19 protein-coding genes and 5 pseudogenes are annotated in these 16,905 nt (G+C 35.6%); 5 read left to right on the top strand and 19 right to left on the bottom strand.

The genetic code is table 11. The features are described from left to right. From RHABOEDO_RS05305 to RHABOEDO_RS05285, 5 genes and pseudogenes are all read right to left on the bottom strand, one after another. Nucleotides 1-369, bottom strand: coding sequence for an IS630 transposase-related protein (locus RHABOEDO_RS05305; RefSeq protein ID WP_215216866.1), 369 nt, complete (start codon nt 367-369; stop codon nt 1-3). Between the two features lie 45 nt (nt 370-414). Further along, a complete protein-coding gene (locus tag RHABOEDO_RS05300; protein ID WP_220017409.1) occupies nt 415-1,320 on the bottom strand; it encodes an IS630 family transposase in 906 nt (301 codons plus the stop codon). A gap of 73 nt (nt 1,321-1,393) precedes the next feature. Beyond that, on the bottom strand, nt 1,394-2,095 hold the full coding sequence (locus tag RHABOEDO_RS05295; protein WP_281069573.1) for an IS630 family transposase: 702 nt from the start codon (nt 2,093-2,095) through the stop codon (nt 1,394-1,396). Nucleotides 2,096-2,135: 40 nt separating this feature from the next. Then, nucleotides 2,136-2,345, bottom strand: a pseudogene (locus RHABOEDO_RS05290) (helix-turn-helix domain-containing protein); the annotation flags it as partial. A gap of 58 nt (nt 2,346-2,403) precedes the next feature. Further along, nucleotides 2,404-2,898: pseudogene (locus tag RHABOEDO_RS05285) on the bottom strand (transposase). A gap of 290 nt (nt 2,899-3,188) precedes the next feature. On the opposite strand from RHABOEDO_RS05285, the gene RHABOEDO_RS05280 reads away from it, so the two are divergent. Then, nucleotides 3,189-4,220, top strand: coding sequence for an IS110 family RNA-guided transposase (locus RHABOEDO_RS05280; RefSeq protein WP_220017406.1), 1,032 nt, complete (start codon nt 3,189-3,191; stop codon nt 4,218-4,220). 474 nt (nt 4,221-4,694) lie between these two features. On the opposite strand, the gene RHABOEDO_RS05275 is transcribed toward RHABOEDO_RS05280, so the two are convergent. The 3 genes from RHABOEDO_RS05275 to RHABOEDO_RS05265 form a co-directional block, all read right to left on the bottom strand. Further along, nucleotides 4,695-5,261 (bottom strand): iron-sulfur cluster assembly accessory protein, encoded by a 567-nt coding sequence (locus tag RHABOEDO_RS05275; RefSeq protein ID WP_215217747.1) that lies wholly within the window; start codon nt 5,259-5,261, stop codon nt 4,695-4,697. A 13-nt stretch (nt 5,262-5,274) separates the two neighbouring features. Then, on the bottom strand, nt 5,275-5,538 hold the full coding sequence (locus RHABOEDO_RS05270; RefSeq protein WP_215217746.1) for a 2Fe-2S iron-sulfur cluster-binding protein: 264 nt from the start codon (nt 5,536-5,538) through the stop codon (nt 5,275-5,277). A gap of 106 nt (nt 5,539-5,644) precedes the next feature. Continuing rightward, nucleotides 5,645-5,836 carry a hypothetical protein gene (locus tag RHABOEDO_RS05265; protein WP_138106279.1) on the bottom strand — a complete coding sequence of 64 codons (192 nt, stop codon included), beginning with the start codon at nt 5,834-5,836 and terminating at the stop codon, nt 5,645-5,647. 401 nt (nt 5,837-6,237) lie between these two features. On the opposite strand from RHABOEDO_RS05265, the gene RHABOEDO_RS05260 reads away from it, so the two are divergent. Then, nucleotides 6,238-6,603: a DUF4277 domain-containing protein gene (locus RHABOEDO_RS05260; protein WP_215217745.1), complete on the top strand. Its 366-nt coding sequence runs from the start codon at nt 6,238-6,240 to the stop codon at nt 6,601-6,603. Here the strand turns inward: RHABOEDO_RS05260 and RHABOEDO_RS05255 are convergent. From RHABOEDO_RS05255 to RHABOEDO_RS05230, 6 genes and pseudogenes are all read right to left on the bottom strand, one after another. Next, entirely contained in the window at nt 6,600-6,785 is a 186-nt protein-coding gene (locus tag RHABOEDO_RS05255) for a hypothetical protein (protein ID WP_220017405.1), read from the bottom strand. The two genes, RHABOEDO_RS05260 and RHABOEDO_RS05255, sit on opposite strands and share 4 nt — an antisense overlap. Before the next feature lie 472 nt (nt 6,786-7,257). Next, nucleotides 7,258-7,953 carry an SAM-dependent methyltransferase gene (locus RHABOEDO_RS05250; protein WP_220017404.1) on the bottom strand — a complete coding sequence of 232 codons (696 nt, stop codon included), beginning with the start codon at nt 7,951-7,953 and terminating at the stop codon, nt 7,258-7,260. Nucleotides 7,954-7,975: 22 nt separating this feature from the next. After that, nucleotides 7,976-8,980 carry a DNA polymerase III subunit delta gene (gene holA, locus RHABOEDO_RS05245; protein WP_215217674.1) on the bottom strand — a complete coding sequence of 335 codons (1,005 nt, stop codon included), beginning with the start codon at nt 8,978-8,980 and terminating at the stop codon, nt 7,976-7,978. After that, nucleotides 8,977-9,336 (bottom strand): OsmC family protein, encoded by a 360-nt coding sequence (locus tag RHABOEDO_RS05240; protein ID WP_215217673.1) that lies wholly within the window; start codon nt 9,334-9,336, stop codon nt 8,977-8,979. Before RHABOEDO_RS05240 ends, holA begins: the two co-directional genes overlap by 4 nt. A 228-nt stretch (nt 9,337-9,564) precedes the next feature. Beyond that, nucleotides 9,565-10,359: pseudogene (locus tag RHABOEDO_RS05235) on the bottom strand (IS5 family transposase). Between the two features lie 166 nt (nt 10,360-10,525). After that, a pseudogene (locus tag RHABOEDO_RS05230) lies at nt 10,526-11,147 on the bottom strand (integrase core domain-containing protein); the annotation flags it as partial. Between the two features lie 449 nt (nt 11,148-11,596). On the opposite strand from RHABOEDO_RS05230, the gene RHABOEDO_RS05225 reads away from it, so the two are divergent. Beyond that, nucleotides 11,597-12,511, top strand: a complete 915-nt coding sequence (locus tag RHABOEDO_RS05225) for an enoyl-[acyl-carrier-protein] reductase (protein WP_215216473.1) — start codon at nt 11,597-11,599, stop codon at nt 12,509-12,511. On the opposite strand, the gene RHABOEDO_RS05220 is transcribed toward RHABOEDO_RS05225, so the two are convergent. Beyond that, the gene (locus RHABOEDO_RS05220; protein ID WP_215216472.1) at nt 12,492-13,343 is read right to left on the bottom strand and encodes an HAD-IIB family hydrolase; all 852 of its coding nucleotides are present in this window, start codon (nt 13,341-13,343) and stop codon (nt 12,492-12,494) included. The genes RHABOEDO_RS05225 and RHABOEDO_RS05220 overlap by 20 nt on opposite strands. Before the next feature lie 79 nt (nt 13,344-13,422). Between RHABOEDO_RS05220 and RHABOEDO_RS05215 the strand changes: the two genes are divergently transcribed. After that, nucleotides 13,423-13,830, top strand: coding sequence for a flagellar biosynthetic protein FliO (locus RHABOEDO_RS05215; protein WP_215216471.1), 408 nt, complete (start codon nt 13,423-13,425; stop codon nt 13,828-13,830). On the opposite strand, the gene RHABOEDO_RS05210 is transcribed toward RHABOEDO_RS05215, so the two are convergent. The 4 genes from RHABOEDO_RS05210 to RHABOEDO_RS05195 form a co-directional block, all read right to left on the bottom strand. Then, complete coding sequence (locus tag RHABOEDO_RS05210) at nt 13,827-14,099, bottom strand: hypothetical protein (protein WP_215216470.1); 273 nt, start codon at nt 14,097-14,099, stop codon at nt 13,827-13,829. The two genes, RHABOEDO_RS05215 and RHABOEDO_RS05210, sit on opposite strands and share 4 nt — an antisense overlap. Then, nucleotides 14,099-15,079: a flotillin-like protein FloA gene (gene floA / locus RHABOEDO_RS05205; protein ID WP_215216469.1), complete on the bottom strand. Its 981-nt coding sequence runs from the start codon at nt 15,077-15,079 to the stop codon at nt 14,099-14,101. The genes RHABOEDO_RS05210 and floA overlap by 1 nt, the downstream gene beginning before the upstream one ends. Beyond that, nucleotides 15,072-15,539 carry an NfeD family protein gene (locus RHABOEDO_RS05200; protein ID WP_215216468.1) on the bottom strand — a complete coding sequence of 156 codons (468 nt, stop codon included), beginning with the start codon at nt 15,537-15,539 and terminating at the stop codon, nt 15,072-15,074. Before RHABOEDO_RS05200 ends, floA begins: the two co-directional genes overlap by 8 nt. A 123-nt stretch (nt 15,540-15,662) precedes the next feature. Then, on the bottom strand, nt 15,663-16,229 hold the full coding sequence (locus RHABOEDO_RS05195) for a hypothetical protein (protein ID WP_220017403.1): 567 nt from the start codon (nt 16,227-16,229) through the stop codon (nt 15,663-15,665). Between the two features lie 440 nt (nt 16,230-16,669). On the opposite strand from RHABOEDO_RS05195, the pseudogene RHABOEDO_RS05190 reads away from it, so the two are divergent. Then, nucleotides 16,670-16,868: pseudogene (locus RHABOEDO_RS05190) on the top strand (IS5/IS1182 family transposase); the annotation flags it as partial. Nucleotides 16,869-16,905 lie beyond the last annotated feature (37 nt).

Genomic DNA, 16,905 nt, shown 5'->3' with positions numbered 1-16,905 from the left:
TTAGATATTCCGCTCTTGCTTCCGCATTCCTTTCCTTATAAAACGCAATCTTTTTTTTCTTGTGATCTTGAGTCTTTTCAAAGCGTAAAAGATTGCTTGCAAAGTCAAACCAAAATGCTTTGCAATCTCTGATAAAAAATGATCGGGGTTTTTTTCTACATAAGCGATTAATCTCTGATCATCAATTTTCTTATAAGTGCTTTTCTTTTTTAGAGGTTCTACGTTTCCTCTTTGTTTCTTACGCTTTACCCATCGGTAGACAGTTGCAATCCCAACTTGAAATAGCTGGCTGGCCTTCATTTTGTCGTTATTTTCTTCTAGGTATTGAAGCACTCGTTTTCTTAGATCCATTGAATAAGGTTTAGGCATTTCTCTACCTCCATATATTTTGTTGGAGAAAAATATACAACTTTATCAATAATATTTTAAATAACTATATACCTTCTTTTCCTTTAAGATCTTCCACAAGCGTTCAATAGGATTCAAATTCGGCGAATAAGGAGGGAGATAGTGCACTTTAATCCTAGAAGACATCAGAAACTCTTCTAGTTTCTTATTTTTGTTTGATCTTGCATTATCCAAAATTACATGAATAATTCGAGCCTCTGTCTGTTTTTCTAGCTTCTTGAAAAAATCGAGCATTGCATCGGCATCAACTGTCTTATATTCCTCTGTAAAAATCTTCATTCCTGTCAGGCAAAGAGCTCCAGCAAAATGCAATCGCAATTGTTTCCCGGATGTCTGCAAAGTCTTTTGAACGCCTTTTTTGATCCATCCACATACGGCTTGGGACTGATGTTCAGGATGCACAGCATCTATGAAATAGATCTCTTCATCAGGGTTTAAGGTCTCCTTTAAAGCCCTATATTGTTCTATGAAAATTCGTTGTTTTTCAGGATCTAATTTCCCAGGAATCTTTTTAGGACGTTTATAAACAAATCCGTGCTGTATGAGCCAATCTGTCATGCCACTTCGGGAATATTTTATCCCATATTGCTCATGCACATAAGCTATGATCCCTTTGACTTTAAGATAGGTCTTTTCATGTAGGTGTTTTAGTAGAGACTCTTTTTGGTCTTGTGAAAGTTTTGATTTGCTACCGCCTCGAGGGCTACTTCCAGTTTTATTTTCGGAATCATATTCTCTGAGGTATTTCTGAACAGTGATAGGGCTTATCCGGAGTGTTTTAGCAAGATTTTTTGTTGAGATACCCTCATCATAGCCCAAAATTACACAAAGCCTATTCCGTTCAGAATAGTCTTTTGGATGCTTTAACTTGTGTTCTAAGTCAGCTCTCTGGCTAGGGATCAGTTTTTTCATACTCAATAGCTTAACACAAAACAAAATATTTTTCTATACGATTGAATCGGAACCACTATATACTAGTGCCGATTCAAACGGCTAGCTTAATGGGATTTAAGTCAACGACTTGAAACTTGTCGTTTATCCTACATTTCAAAATATCTGTTATTTTCGGTATCTCTTCTAAGAAGAATCCTCTAATTGCCTGAAAAAAAGTCACCGACGTTTCGTAATATCGATTGTATACCGTCTTTTCCTTTAAGATCTTCCACAAGCGTTCAATAGGATTCAAATTCGGCGAATAAGGAGGGAGATAGTGCACTTTAATCCTAGAAGACATCAGAAACTCTTCTAGTTTCTTATTTTTGTTTGATCTTGCATTATCCAAAATTACATGAATAATTCGAGCCTCTGTCTGTTTTTCTAGCTTCTTGAAAAAATCGAGCATTGCATCGGCATCAACTGTCTTATATTCCTCTGTAAAAATCTTCATTCCTGTCAGGCAAAGAGCTCCAGCAAAATGCAATCGCAATTGTTTCCCGGATGTCTGCAAAGTCTTTTGAACGCCTTTTTTGATCCATCCACATACGGCTTGGGACTGATGTTCAGGATGCACAGCATCTATGAAATAGATCTCTTCATCAGGGTTTAAGGTCTCCTTTAAAGCCCTATATTGTTCTATGAAAATTCGTTGTTTTTCAGGATCTAATTTCCCAGGAATCTTTTTAGGACGTTTATAAACAAATCCGTGCTGTATGAGCCAATCTGTCATGCCACTTCGGGAATATTTTATCCCCTATTGCTCATGCACATAAGCTATGATCCCTTTGACTTTAAGACAGGTCTTTTCCTGTAGGTGTTAGAGACTCTGTTTGGTCTTGTGAAAGTTTTGATTTGCTACCGCCTCGAGGGCTACTTCCAGTTTTATTTTCGGAATCATATTCTCTGAGGTATTCCTGAACAGTGATAGGGCTTATCCGAAGTGCTTTAGCAAGATTTTTTGTTGAGATACCCTCATCATAGCCCAAAATTACACAAAGCCTATTCCGTTCAGATCAGAATAGTCTTTTGGATGCTTTAACTTGTGTTCTAAGAGCCTGTTTAAAATCTTTTCAAAAGTAGAGCAATAAAAGCGAGAACCACCATATTCAGGCTTGTATTTAGTTTTCTTTCGCAATTTTTCCATAGCCTGCGACATTTTTCTATCCACGCAAAAGAACGCTCTACAACCCATTGTATCAGTATTTTTAACACTTTGAGCATCAATAATTACAAAGCTTGTTTTCTCTTTCCGACCACTGCTTTTTCTGACCTCGCCAACTAATTTTTTTTTAAAACTATTTCAAGAATACTCTTAGAATTTTTATCATCTTTTTTATTCCAAAGAGGGAAATAATAATAACATAATTCCCATTTAGGATATTCTATGGGTAACATACGCCACTGGCAACCACTTTTTAAAATGTACAAAATTCCACAAAAAATATCATATAGATCAACTCTTCGTGGACGTGTTTTTTTGCGTGTAGACTCAAGTATTAGATGGATTTTGCTAAATTGTTTACGAGAAATATCTCTTGGATAAGAGCGGGTCATAATGACCTCCAAAGGTTTTATGAAAACTATCATTATGCCTTACTGAAAAGATTTTAAACAGGCTCTAAGTCAGCTCTCTGGCTAGGGGTCAGTTTTTTCATACTCAATAGCTTAACACAAAACAAAATATTTTTCTATAAGATTGAATCGGAACCACTATATACATGCCATAATTGCACACAAAGAAGGGGTTGCTCCTTAAACGGAGTAGGTTAAACTCTCCAATATAAACGAGATTTTTTCAAATCTCAAAACCGCTCATTAAAGAGCAAAAAAATGAGGAGCAACCCATGAAGCATTATATTGGATTAGATGTATCAATGAAAAGAACTTTTATCTGTGTATTAAATGAACAAGGTAAGATTGTCCATGAAGGTTCAGAAAAAACAGATCCTGATTTACTAGCAGATTATTTTTCCAAAAGAGATTTTCAAGAAATCGTTGTTGGCTTTGAAAGTGGATGTTTATCTCATTACCTAGTCACAGGATTTAGAAAAAGAGCTATAGATCCCCTATGTATGGATGCAAGGAAGCTGAGTACGATTCTTGCTTTGAAAATAAATAAGACAGACAAAAATGATGCACGAGGAATCGCAGAAGCTCTTCGATCAGGTATGTATACACGAGTACACTGTAAGCCCCAAGATTCAGTAGAAAAAAGCATTTTGTTAGTTTCCAGAAGAGCGCTAATTAAACAGCAAACGCAGTTAAAAAATACTGTAAGGGGCTTGCTTAAAAGTTACGGAATACGATTGGGATCTGTGGGATCCAAAAGATTTTCGTCTGTGGTTGTAAAGCAGATAGAAAAACAGGAAAAAAGTATTGTTCTGAGCATAACCTCTCTATTAAATACCTTTGATAAGGTAGTTGAGGAAGTAGAAAAACTGGATAAAGAAATGCTTAAGCTGGTCAGTCAAGATAAAGAAGTACAACGGCTTATGACAATCCCTGGCGTAGGACCTGTAACAGCATTAACCTATAAAACAGAAATTTTTGATCCCACTCGTTTTAACGATTCTAAATCAGTAGGAGCCTATCTTGGTATGACGCCTAAACAGTATGCCTCCGGAGAGGTGCAAAGACAGGGAAGAATTTCAAAATGTGGATCCAGTGAACTTAGATCTCTATTAGTTGAAGCCGGAATAGTAATGCTGACACGAAGTAAGAAATGGAGCAAGCTAAAAGCTTGGGGATTAAAAATCATGAGAAAAAAAGGAATGAAGAAAGCCGCCTTAGCAGTAGGTAGAAAGTTATCCGTAATTATGCATAAGATGCTGATTGAACAAAAAGAATTTATTTACGGTGAGCCAAAGGCAGCTTAAAAACGCATTTTTTTAGAAATAAAAACATTAGGAAAAGTGACTAAAATTTTTTGCAGGAGAAAAACGAAGAAATAGGTAAAGACGACAAATGAGTTGGCTCTTAGAAGCCGTAATATACATTGTCTTGCCCATTTCATTTCGGATAGCATAATGGAGCGAAGAATCTAAAATAGTTTTCTTCAAAAAGACTCCGCAGAGAACCCTGGACTTATCTCCCGCATTAAACTTTGCTGTCCTAAGATCTTAAAAACGCCTTTTATTTTGCAAGCAAAATATCGGCTCGGAGAGCTTATGAAGAATTAAGAGAATTTATATTCCCCTTGTGTGCAATTAGAGAACTCGTTTGCATTCAAATTAAGAGTTTGAATATATAAACATTTTTATACAAAAGATAACATCTTCTTGCAAGATGGAGCAGTTTTTTCAAAAAAACCTAGTTATGCAATTCTTAATTTGAAATCAAACTAGTATACATTAATAACTTTGCGACTTGCCGCAACCACAAGATGTTTTTGCATTGGGGTTACTGATTTTAAATCCAGCACCGTTTAAACCTTCTGTATAATCAATTTCAGAGCCGATTAAACGGTCCACGATGGTTTTTTTTACGTGAATTTGCACACCATGAGATTCAAATACTTGATCATCTTCTTCCGCTGTTTGAGAATAGTCTAAAACGTACTCAAATCCATTACATCCCGCTGCGCGATCCGCGAAACGCAAACCCCAATTATCCTTGCCTTCTTCTTGTAAAATCTGGCAAAACTTCTCAGCAGCACGCTTGGTAAGCGTAATTGTTGTAGGGTCGATTTTTTCTGCTAAAACGCTATTTAATCTCTCGACTAACTGTTCAATCTGTTCTTGTACGAAACCATGACCTAGCATTCCACCCTCAAGGGTTTCCCATGTAGCAGCGCCACATCCAACGCAATGCAAACCAATATTAGTCATTTCTTGAGCTAACTTTTGACTTTTATGAGGAAAAGAAGATAAAATTTCTTCAATCGTCATTTCTTTTGCAATCTTTTTTTCTTGAGACATACGTACACTTTTTTTAATGTTTAATTTTTACAGAACCACTTATTATCTTACACTGACAAGCCAGGCGCTCGCAATGCAATTCTCCTAAGAAATCTTGCTCTTCTTGAGTAAACTCCGATAAATTTTCCATACCTTCTGTTACCTCAATCACACAAGTTCCGCATACGCCTTCAGTACAAGCAAAAGGAACTCCTGCGTCCTCGCATGCTTCTTGAATAGATGACCCATCTTCAAGAATTTTTTCCTCGTTTGTATTTTCCAAAAGCAATTTAGCCATTTTTTCCTTTCACTGTTAAGAAAAAAAGTATAGCATAGGCACTAAAAGTTTGTAAAGAAATTAAGGGAAGAGAAATCTTCCCTTAAAATGAAGTAAATAAAAAAGCTTAATTTAAAGAACTCTCGTCTGGATATTCTACTAAAAGTTCTTCCATAGCAAATTTTAAAGTGCTTATTCCTTCTAGAAATCCGCAACGTATAAGCATCTCATTAATTTGAGTATACTCTGTTTCAAGCTGATCAACCTGACTTTCTAATCTTGCCAATCGAGCTCTGAGTTGATGATCTGTCTTGTCCATTTTGTATTACCCCTTCCTTCTAAGGAAGATTAAATGTTTTTTTATATTTTTATAGACAATTCAAACATTAACAAGAAATTAGACATCTGACTTTATTATACATAATAATAATAAAACATACTATTAAAACATTTTATTTAGACAAGAATTGTTAATATTACATTAATACTCAAATAAAATTATTATTATATATTACAAAATCAATCTAATTAAAAAACAGCTATATTGGTTTGATTTCAAATTAAAAATTGCATAACTGGGTTTTTTTGAAAAAACTGCTCTATCTTGCAAGAAGGGGTTATTCTTTTTATAAAAATATTTATATACTAAAACTCTTAATTTGAATAGATCTCTCCTACATTCCTACCCCTAGCGTATATTTTTGGAAAAAGAGATGCGGTATGGTAGAGGTTTCAGAAGGAGAAATTCAAACGACAGTAATGGGCCATCATGGCTTAGTGGTTGCCATTTGTCAGGACTTAAAAATTGCTGAAAGGATTGATAATCGTCTGCCATCAGGCCCTCAAAGGAAAGTTAGTCCAGGAATAGCAGCGGTGGCTATGATCATCAATGGTCTGGGCTTTACGAATAGAACTTTGAACTATACAGGAAAGGTTTGCTGGCTCAGTCAAAAACAGCTTGAGCAACTAAAAATCTATGTAAAAGAAGAAGCACCCCATTCGGCTAAACAAGTGATTAATTTTGCCAAAGACCGCTTTGGAATATATTACACGCCATCAGCTATGGTTTCTTTACTGCTAGGTTAATGAGATAAACATCCACTTTCAAAGCCAACAACGATTTCTTGAAAATCTCTTTTGGAAAAATAATCTGCTAGTAAATCAGGATCTGTTTTTTCTGAACCTTCATGGACAATCTTACCTTGTTCATTTAATACACAGATAAAAGTTCTTTTCATTGATACATCTAATCCAATATAATGCTTCATGGGTTGCTCCTCATTTTTTTGCTCTTTAATGAGCGGTTTTGAGATTTGAAAAAATCTCGTTTATATTGGAGAGTTTATCCTACTCCGTTTAAGGAGCAACCCCTTCCTTGTGTGCAATTATGGCATGTATACAGAAGTGTTTTAGAGCCTGTTTAAAATCTTCTGATTATCTGCAGGAGAATGGCTAGGAAATAAGGGTAAAGAGCAGAGACAATATTTGGAAATGCTTGTCAGAAAGACAAGAGATGTTAATAAAAGGAATCGCGTTTGTGTTATTTTAATGATAACTTTCAAAAAATCGAGCTCAATCCACTCCAGGCTTCAACTTTCTAGAGTATATAGTAGTGCCAATTCAAACGGCTAGCTTAATGGGGTTCAAGTCAACGACTTGAAACTTGTCGTTAATCCTATATTTTTCTATGCGATTGAATCGGAACCAATATATAAAAAAAATAAACCCTCCTTCCTTTAACTAATTATTTTTTACAACAAAGACAGCCAGAAGTTTATCAAACACAGGCTGCTCTTTTTTCCATTGGGCAATTCTCTTTGTTTTCACCCATTCTTGATCAGAAGTAAGCCCACAAGCAATTGACAACCAGCTTTGATTAGAAAGCGTTGTACAGAGTTGGTTAAAAAGTTTTTGATTGCGATAAGGGGTTTCAATAAACAGATGGGTATAGTCTTTTTGAGGATTTGCAGTCATTTGCTTTAACTTTTCCTCAAGCAACTTTTCTTCTCTTGGCAGATAGCCATGGAAAATAAATCTCTGCCCCCCAAGTCCTGATAGCATCAAAGCTAAAACTATGCTTGAAGGACCAACACATGCCTGTATTTGAATCCCCCTTTGCTTTGCTAGCAGGACTATATCTGCACCAGGGTCTGCAAGACAAGCAAGCCCGCAATCTGAAATAAGCCCCCAGGGAGCATGGCTTTTTGCAACGGTTTCAATAAGCTCCTCTTTTTGCAGAGCTGTAGTGTGTTCATTTAAAAGCAGGATAGGAACATCGCAAAAAGTTTTAGGCTCTGGAAATAAAAATCTTTTTAAATAACGCCTTGCTTCTTTTTCTGTTTCTGCAATAAGCCCGCCAAGAGTTGGTACGATAGTGTCAACTGTACTCGAGAAAAAAACATGGTGATCTTGGGAGTGATCTAATAAATTAGGCAAAAGATACAAAGTAGGCATAATTTTAAAAATTAGATAATTGGCAGTTTAACATATGCAATAAAACAGCAGGGGTAGCAGCGCTATTTTTTGCCAACATCTCTATCTGAAAGAGATGATGCAAAGCTTGTATCAGCCATTTTTCCTGTCTTTCTTGTGCAAAGGAAAATAACTTTTCTAGTGGATTTTTTTTTATCGTGGGAAACTTCAAGCAAATCTCTGCATGAGACATTTTTTTTTCTAACAAAATGCGTATTTCTAAACTACGTTGTAGTTGAAGACGCATCTGTCCGATTAAAGAGAGCAAACATGAGATATCTATTTCAGAATCCAGAGAGATTTTTTGCTTAGAAAATAGGATTGCATCTGAGAGTTGCCATAGATTTGCTAATTTTTGATCATTGCAAATAGCTGCTAAATCCAGCTCTTCGATGTTTAAACGCTCTCCAATAAAAGTAATGATCTTTTCAAGGTCCTGTTCTAAAATAGCAAGATCCATCCCTCTTTTTTCCAATAACTGCTCTATTAAGGACAAAGAACATTTCTTTTTCCGAGATGTAACAAACCGCCTTAGGTAATTTTTTAGTCTCTCTTTACGATCCCAGGGTTTTTCTTCTGTAAAGTCGCAGGAAATAAGGTGCTTTTTCCCTTCCATATATATTTCCTGTGCCATCTTTGCATGAGAGATTCCTAGTAATATATACGTAGAGCTTGTAGGATTTGCAAAATAGCGAGTTAAGCTGTTTAAATCCTCTTTCTTAATAGATTGAATAGAATCGTAAAAAATAATACGATTTTTTTCGAAAAGAGAAATGGTATTAAGCTCATCTAGTAAATGCATTACTGGTAGATTTTCTTTTGTGGTAAATGTACTATCGGGATAAAAAAAATCTATCCTCGCAGCCACTTGTTCTGCCATGCGTTTTCTTTCATAAGCATCAGGAATAGCCAATAAATATACAGGCGCTAAATGCTCTTTTTTAGCTTCTAATAGGTGTTTTTCAAATGCGGTTGCCCGACTGAACTTCACTTGTTATCCCCCCAATGGTAGATCGCTTTTTTTTGTATTTCTAGATGCAAGCTATGAATTACAGGACATCTCTCTGCTGCTTGGATGAGCTGATCTGTAACTATTTTAGAAAAAACCCTTGGACAAAAAAATTCCATATCAATGAGTTTAAGCCTACGAAGAGGCGCTACTTGCATCTCTTTTGTTAACCGCAAATAACTTCCTTCTAAATCAATTTTCAGCTCTTTAGCTTTATATCCCATCATAGTTAGCATACAGGATGCCACACTAATTGCCATTAAATCTATTGGAGAAAAAAACTCACCCAATCCTGAAATAGCTTTGGGAGCATCCGTAACTAACGATGCCTCTGGCATCTTTAGAAACCAAGTGGATTCTTAAGTTTTTTCCCAAGAGGATTTTAACTTTTTTCATAGATCTCCTTTATTAAAAAGCTCCTTTTTATCTCATATCCTTCTAAAAATCAAGGATGTAAATTTTTTATTTGACAATCTCTAAAAATCAGGGTAGTCTAGATTTAAGGGGCCCTTTGATTTTAATAAAAAAGGGGTTGATTTATGATCCGCAACTTATTTAGAGCCTGTTTAAAATCTTTTCAAAAGTAGAGCAATAAAAGCAAGAACCACCATATTCAGGCTTGTATGTAGTTTTCTTTCGCAATTTTTCCATAGCCTGCGACATTTTTCCATCCACGCAAAAGAACGCTCTACAACCCATCTTTTGGGAATAACTGTAAAAGTATGAAGTGTATTTCTTTTAGCTATTTCTACTATACATCCTAAATATCTCCTGCACACTCTTTGCAAATTTTTCTCCAGAATATCCTCCATCTGCTAAAACATTTTTTACACAGAACAAATTGTTTTTATGTAGTGAAAATGCTTCTATACACCCATTTCTGTCAGTGATATTAGCATTGGTAATGTGAATCGCATGAGGGAGCCCTTGGGTATCGACTGCTATATGTCTTTTTATTCCTGATATTTTTTCCCCTGCATCATATCCTTATCTTTTCCGCTGTATCAGTATTTTTAACACTTTGAGCATCAATAATTACAAAGCTTGTTTTCTCTTTCCGACCACTGCTTTTTCTGACCTCGCCAACCAATTTTTTTTAAAACTATTTCAAGAATACTCTTAGAACTTTTATCATCTTTTTTATTCCAAAGATGGAAATAATAATAACATAATTCCCATTTAGGATATTCTATGGGTAACATACGCCACTGGCAACCACTTTTTAAAATGTACAAAATTCCACAAAAAATATCATATAGATCAACTCTTCGTGGACGTGTTTTTTTGCGTGTAGACTCAAGTATTAGATGGATTTTGCTAAATTGTTTACGAGAAATATCGCTTGGATGAGAGCGGGTCATAACTACCTCCAAAGGTTTTATGAAAACTATCATTATACCTTAATGAAAAGATTTTAAACAGGCTCTTAGACTCAAAAAACCCTTGGTAAAAAAAAGCAGCCTTCTGCCAGCAAAAAAAAAACACACACACCTTAAGGAAAGTGTCAAAAAATCCACTAAGAAAATTTTAACAGCTGAAGGATGGAAAAGACTTATGATGCGTCCTAAAAAGATGAAAAAATCTTAAAAGAAAATCATAAGTCTTTAGAAGTTTTAAGATGTTTAGTCCCAAAGTGTGATGGAGTGGGTTAATTCTAAAACTTTTTGGTTTTTTTTGCCAACTTTTGATAATATGCTCAAATGGTATCAATCCCTTTAGAGCTTTCAATCTTTTCGCAAAGTTATAGGCTTTTAAAAAATTATATAAATGCTCTTTTAACTGCTGATGGGTTTGGTAGCGGTATCTTTTCACGGTAGCCTCTTTAAGGGTTCTGTTCATCCGTTCAACTTGGCCATTTGTCCATGGGTGGTTTACTTTTATTAACCGATGCTCTATCTGGTTTTCATCACATACTCGATCGAAAATGTGTGTAAAAGCATATAAATCTTGTTGCCTATGGGTAAATTGGATGCCGTATAGTATGGATTTTATAGGGAAGAATTTGGATGAGATTCCGCAAAAATTGGGCGGCAAGAGCCTTACTAGTTTGAGGATGAGCCTCTACGTAAGCAAATTTGGAGATCCTATCAATAGCTACAATGAGATAAAGTTTTCCTTCTTGGGTACGCAATTCAGCAATATCAATATATAGTGGTTTCGATTCAATCGTATAGAAAAATATAGGATTAACGACCCTTGAGGATGTCTTTTTGGTTTCTTGTTAAAAAGTTCGCTTTTAGTTGCATATGAGCAAAATTTATATCTCAGTTCATTAGAAAATTTCAATGAATTTAGTGTTTGAAAAGTCTTTTTTCTAATTTATTTCAGCATAGTAATAATTTAGCATTTAAATCAACTTAAATAAAGCATGTATTTTTAAAAAAATTATAGTTTTTTTATGAAAAAAATTTAATGTAAAAAAATTAAACTCCTGAATTATTTTAATTGAAAAATATATTTACAAGCTATTTTAAGAGCTAAAATCCTCTTCTTATAGTATTTTGAGCAATTTTTCCTTTTTAAAAGATTGAGTAATTTTTCTTAGTTTGTTACACTTTTCTTTTTAGTTAAAAAATTAACCGTAAAAGGAACTTCCTTATGCTTCCGATCAACCTAAAAGGCAAGAAGGCTTTTATTGCAGGAATTGGAGATGACCAAGGTTTTGGCTGGGCAATTGCTAAAGCGCTTGCTGAAGCAGGTGCTGAGATTATCATCGGTACTTGGACTCCTCTTTTAAAGATTTTCAACTCTGCTTGGAATGCAGGAAAATTTGATGCTTCCCGTATGCTCTCCGATGGGAGCCTTATGCAATATCTAAAAGTATACCCTTTAGATGCGTCTTTTGATAAACCAGAAGATGTACCTGAAGAAATCCGCCTAAATAAACGCTATCAAGATGCTTCTGGATATACCATTTCTGAAGTAGCTTCTAATGTAGCAGATGATTTTGGAACCATTGATATTTTAGTGCATGCGTTAGCTAATGCACCTGAAGTGAAAAAACCTCTTTTAGAAACATCTAGAAAAGGGTATTTAGCAGCTTTGAGCGCTTCTAGTTATTCTTTTATCAGCTTGCTTGCGTATTTTGGGCCCATTATGAGTGCAGATAGCGCAGCTTTGACTTTAACCTATTTAGCATCTGAGCGTGTTGTGCCAGGTTATGGTGGTGGGATGAGCTCTGCCAAAGCAGCACTTGAGAGCGATACACGCACACTAGCATGGGAGGCAGGAAGAAAGTGGGGAATCCGCGTTAATGCAATTTCTGCAGGGCCCTTAGCTAGCAGAGCTGCTCGAGCTATTGGGTTTATCGATGATATGATTGCTTATTCTCAAGCGAATGCTCCTTTAATTAAAGATTTATCCGCAGAAGAAATAGGCAATAGCTCTGCTTTTCTTTTATCTTCTTTAGCCTCTGGTATTACAGGTGTCACTCTTTATGTGGACAATGGAATGCATGCTATGGGAATAGCTGTTGATAGTCAAGCACTGCATCCTATGGGTGCAGTTCGCTAAGCGCTTTTTGCAGAGCTTCAATAATTCCATATTGATAAGAAGGTTTGGCAATAATGTCTGCCAAATCATGCATTTCTAAAGGCGCTGAGTGCATGACAATCTTGACATCGGCTCTTTCTAGCATGCTTGTATCATTTAAGTCATCTCCTGCTGCAATCACCTTTCCTGCTTTGCCTGTTTGTTGTATTACATTCTTTAAAGCATTTCCTTTTGTCGCTTCTGGATGTGTGATTAAATTTAAATACACACCTTCAGCAAGAGGATCGCGGATCAAAGTAATAGATACGTGTTTATCATTTTTTAGACTATCGTATACAAGAGACATTTCTTTTTTAGTTCCCAAACATTTAATTAAAGGAAAACGTAAATGATCAGCAAAAGAAAAGCTCTTAACAGCTTGCCAAGGCTCTAAAGAAAGTTGTTTCATCATATCTACATGGGTTTGGATTTTCTGAGAAAATAGATGAGGCCGGTAATAACAAAAATCTCCTTTTTCCCAGCCTGCATAAACAAGAAAATCTTCCGCACATTTAGAACACAAAGCTTCTAAAATAGGAATAATATTAGGGCTTAAATAATGACGAATAACCAATTCTCGATTAGGGGTATAAAGAACATCTGCTCCATTTTGAACCGCTAAATAAAAAGGAAAGTCCAAGAGATTTAATGCTAGAGAAGCAAAGGATAGTGTGCGTCCTGTGATAATAAATACTTTCCATCCTTTAGCATGCAGCTCTTTTAAGTAACAAGCCACTTCTTTTGGCACAATGTGTGTTTGATTGGTTAGAGTTCCATCAATATCTAGCGCTAACCAACCACAATGCTCTGTCATAAAAGAACCTCAAAAAACAAAATCATACCTGAAAATTAAGAAAATCTCTAGAATAAATCTTCAACATGAAAGGAGTAACATGCTTTGCTCGATCAAATATCTATTCATTGTGTTTAGTGTATCTAGTGCTTCTCTTTTTGCTCAAATGGAAAATACACCTTCTCAGGACGATCTCCCCTACTCTATTTCTAAAGAGTTAATGCCCTTCCCAGATAGCACTTCATTTACGCGAATGTGGATTACCATTGCTGCAGCGCTTGTATTGCTTTTTGTGACTTTATGGCTACTGCGACGTTTTAAAACAGGACATTTTAAAAAAATGGGAGAAAGCTCTTCTGCATTTGCTATTTTAGAAAGAAAAACATTGAGCCCAAAAACCATGCTTTACATAGTAGAGATAAACAATAAGCGCTTGCTTATCTCTGAATCACAAGTAGAAGTGAGAACTTTAGCAAGTGAAGATATGAGTAGCTTAGAAAAAAATTAGTATTTTTTGCCTAAAATCTCACTTGTGAGAATCGATTGCCTTAAACGGGACCGGTTCAATATCCTTTTACCCCGACTGCTAGAATCTTTTTTTTCCCAAGCAACAACTGCTTCTTGTGGTTTGATAGGAGTTGGCTTTACATGTGCGCTACTGGCAGGAATTTTAGGGGGCTGCATGGGTTTAATTTCGTGCTTATGGGATTTGCGCATGCCACTAATAATATAGGCTACTAAAATAAGTAGAAGTATCAAAATGGTATCTTGACTCATCAAATCTCCTCTTTAGCTAAAGATTTACGCATCAGCGTATCTGCCTGCATATTATTCAACCGATAATAATCCATAACCCCTAAACGCCCTTCGCGAAATGCGTGAGCAATGGCCATTGGGATCTGAGCTTCTGCTTCTACTAATTTAACCCTCATTTCGCCTTCCATAGCAACTGCCATAGCGCGACGTTTTTCCGCTTCTGCTTGTGCAATCTTTGTATCTGCTTTTGCTGTATCTGTACGCAAAATAGCACCGATATTTTCTCCCACGCTAATGTCTGCAATGTCAATGGATAAAATCTCAAAAGCGGTCTGTGCATCCAATCCTCGGTCTAGTACAAGACGGGATATGCGTTGAGGTGAGCCTAGAACATCTGCATGCGTGGGCGCTTCACCAATTGCGCTTACAATCCCCTCTCCTACTCTGGCAATAATTGTTTCCTCTGTAGCTCCACCAACCAGTTGCAGAATATTGGTACGCACTGTAACTCGCGCTCTACATTTTAACTGGATTCCATCTTTAGCAACAGCTGTGATATATTCTCCATGCTCACGCTCTGGACAATCGATTACTTTGGGATTAACCGAGGTCTTTACCGCTTCTAATAAATCCCTTCCCGCTAAATCAATAGCTGTTGCTTGTCTCCAGGTTAAAGGAATGTTTGCTTTATCAGCTGCAATCATGGCTCTAACGATATTAAATACGTTACCACCAGCTAAATAATGGGTTTCTAGATCGGAGACGGTAATCGATTTTAATCCAGCTTTATAAGAAGTAATGCGAGCACTTACCATGATGCGTAAAGGGATTTTGCGTAAACTCATTCCAACAATGTTAAATAAAGAAATAGGAGCTCCTGATACAAAAGCCTGAAACCACAACCCTACATAGCGGAAGATCATAAAAAAAACAATCAATCCAACAATACCTATTCCCAGACAGAAAACAAGTAGAAATCCACCTAAATCAAAACTATCCATTAGTTATCTCCTTTACAATTAAATATGCACCTCTTCCACCTACAACGATAATAGAGGCATCTTTTGTAATAAATCCACCCTCTGATACAGCTTGATAGCGTTTTTGTTCAATCAATACATGGCCCGCTGTTTTTAATTCAGTGATAGCCACACCTTCTTTATCCACTAAATTTTGATCAAAAAAAGAAGCGCTATACCCTTCCTGATCATCTTTTAAATAAAACTCTCCTCGTCTCTTAGAGCTTTGGATCCACCAAAGAGCGCCTTTGCATGTTCCTATGATAGCAAGAATAGTTACCGCTAAATAGGTAAGAGATAAAATAATGGGATTGCTTAGAAAAAACAAAACCAGACTTAGCATAATAAACAAAGAACCCAATATGGCAAATACAGCACCAATTAGGAAAAATTCGAAGAAAATGAAAATCAGTCCCAATATCGTAAATAAGCTAATCAACATAATTTATTCTTTTAAATAAGTTCAGGATAGTTATTTAGTAATGAATTTATAACACAAGATAAGATATTATACTAATCAAGAATAAAAAACCTTCTTTTTAAGAATTATTTTTTATACAGAACGTTAAACATTAGAATAAAAAAGTTCTTCTATCTTCTCAATTGTTTCTTGATCGGTTTCTGTGCACTCCCATTGCTTTCCAAGATTTTTTAATTTTTCTTCAAGCTGAGTAATGCGCCCTTCTAAAGCAGGCGTTGACTCAAAAACAGAGAATCGACTCTCTCCAGAACTTGTAAAAAAAATTCGATCTTTTTTTTGATTTACGTTTTGCCAAGCTTTATAGAAAAGGATTCCTCCTTTTAATACTTCTGATTTTATTGTGGAATCTTCTACTAAGCTTGTATCTATTTCTTTTGTTTGTATCTGCTCATTGGCACAATTTTTAAGCTTAGAGGCTAAGAACCACACAGGAAGAAAAATCAAGCCTGCAGGAAGATAATTCATAGAACAATAGCTTAAACTCAATGCAAAAGCAGTCAAATCAACGGCTATTTGTTTTATAACATTTTTCTGCATCAGCTTTCTATTTTCTTCATTAACACCCTTTTGAGCGATAGCAATACTTTTTTTTCCAAAAAAAGAAAGGAATTTATAACTATTAAAAGCAATTTCTTCTAGCTTTTTATTCAAGAAAATAGTGTATACACCAGCATTGCATTCCACTCTACTTTCTGCAAGAGGTGCATCAACTATTCTAGGCAACTTATTTGCAATACAATGGGACATAAAACCGCCTCTTGTTTAATAATCCGATTAATAACTACTTAGCAGTACTTATAATAACCTGTTATGATTTAATTTTTAACCTTTTATTTCAAAAATCAAGGTTTTTTTAAGTAAATTATCTCCTGTGTGTTATCTAGTTTTTTTGGTCTGCTTTTTGGCAAACTTTAACAAAGCGCAGCCCACCTTTTAATTGATCTATAGTAGTGCCGATTCAAGCGGCTAGCTTAATGGGGTTCAAGTCAACGACTTGAAACTTGTGGTTAATCCTACATTTCAAAACATCTGTTAGTTTCGGTATCTCTTCTAAGAGCCTGCTACTTTTGAAAAGATTTTAAACGGACTCTAAAAGAAAAAACAAGAAAAACCCTTTAACAAAACAAGATAAAAAAATAATTAATCCCTTGCCAAAGCACGTGTAATTAATGAAAATGTAATCAGGATGCTTAAGCGTTTTAAAATCATAGCAGATCGATATAGAAATCGACGGAAACGCTTTTGCCTAAGATTTAATCTTATAGCAGGAACTATAATTGGGAGCTTTAAAATTCAGGTTATGCAAGAGATCTATTGTATTTTTTTG

This window comes from Candidatus Rhabdochlamydia oedothoracis (genome assembly GCF_019453995.1).
Classification (GTDB): domain Bacteria; phylum Chlamydiota; class Chlamydiia; order Chlamydiales; family Rhabdochlamydiaceae; genus Rhabdochlamydia; species Rhabdochlamydia oedothoracis.
Note: the sequence above shows the minus strand (reverse complement) of the source record. Positions and strands in the feature narration are given on the sequence as shown.

What these genes read in the sequence shown, in the direction of transcription:
- RHABOEDO_RS05305 (WP_215216866.1), bottom strand. Translation starts at nt 369, where the DNA reads ATGCCTAAACCTTATTCAATGGATCTAAGAAAACGAGTGCTTCAATAC.
- RHABOEDO_RS05300 (WP_220017409.1), bottom strand. Translation starts at nt 1,320, where the DNA reads ATGAAAAAACTGATCCCTAGCCAGAGAGCTGACTTAGAACACAAGTTA.
- RHABOEDO_RS05280 (WP_220017406.1), top strand. Translation starts at nt 3,189, where the DNA reads ATGAAGCATTATATTGGATTAGATGTATCAATGAAAAGAACTTTTATC.
- RHABOEDO_RS05275 (WP_215217747.1), bottom strand. Translation starts at nt 5,261, where the DNA reads ATGTCTCAAGAAAAAAAGATTGCAAAAGAAATGACGATTGAAGAAATT.
- RHABOEDO_RS05270 (WP_215217746.1), bottom strand. Translation starts at nt 5,538, where the DNA reads ATGGCTAAATTGCTTTTGGAAAATACAAACGAGGAAAAAATTCTTGAA.
- RHABOEDO_RS05265 (WP_138106279.1), bottom strand. Translation starts at nt 5,836, where the DNA reads ATGGACAAGACAGATCATCAACTCAGAGCTCGATTGGCAAGATTAGAA.
- RHABOEDO_RS05260 (WP_215217745.1), top strand. Translation starts at nt 6,238, where the DNA reads ATGGTAGAGGTTTCAGAAGGAGAAATTCAAACGACAGTAATGGGCCAT.
- RHABOEDO_RS05255 (WP_220017405.1), bottom strand. Translation starts at nt 6,785, where the DNA reads ATGAAGCATTATATTGGATTAGATGTATCAATGAAAAGAACTTTTATC.
- RHABOEDO_RS05240 (WP_215217673.1), bottom strand. Translation starts at nt 9,336, where the DNA reads ATGCCAGAGGCATCGTTAGTTACGGATGCTCCCAAAGCTATTTCAGGA.
- RHABOEDO_RS05225 (WP_215216473.1), top strand. Translation starts at nt 11,597, where the DNA reads ATGCTTCCGATCAACCTAAAAGGCAAGAAGGCTTTTATTGCAGGAATT.
- RHABOEDO_RS05220 (WP_215216472.1), bottom strand. Translation starts at nt 13,343, where the DNA reads ATGACAGAGCATTGTGGTTGGTTAGCGCTAGATATTGATGGAACTCTA.
- RHABOEDO_RS05215 (WP_215216471.1), top strand. Translation starts at nt 13,423, where the DNA reads ATGCTTTGCTCGATCAAATATCTATTCATTGTGTTTAGTGTATCTAGT.
- RHABOEDO_RS05210 (WP_215216470.1), bottom strand. Translation starts at nt 14,099, where the DNA reads ATGAGTCAAGATACCATTTTGATACTTCTACTTATTTTAGTAGCCTAT.
- floA (WP_215216469.1), bottom strand. Translation starts at nt 15,079, where the DNA reads ATGGATAGTTTTGATTTAGGTGGATTTCTACTTGTTTTCTGTCTGGGA.
- RHABOEDO_RS05200 (WP_215216468.1), bottom strand. Translation starts at nt 15,539, where the DNA reads ATGTTGATTAGCTTATTTACGATATTGGGACTGATTTTCATTTTCTTC.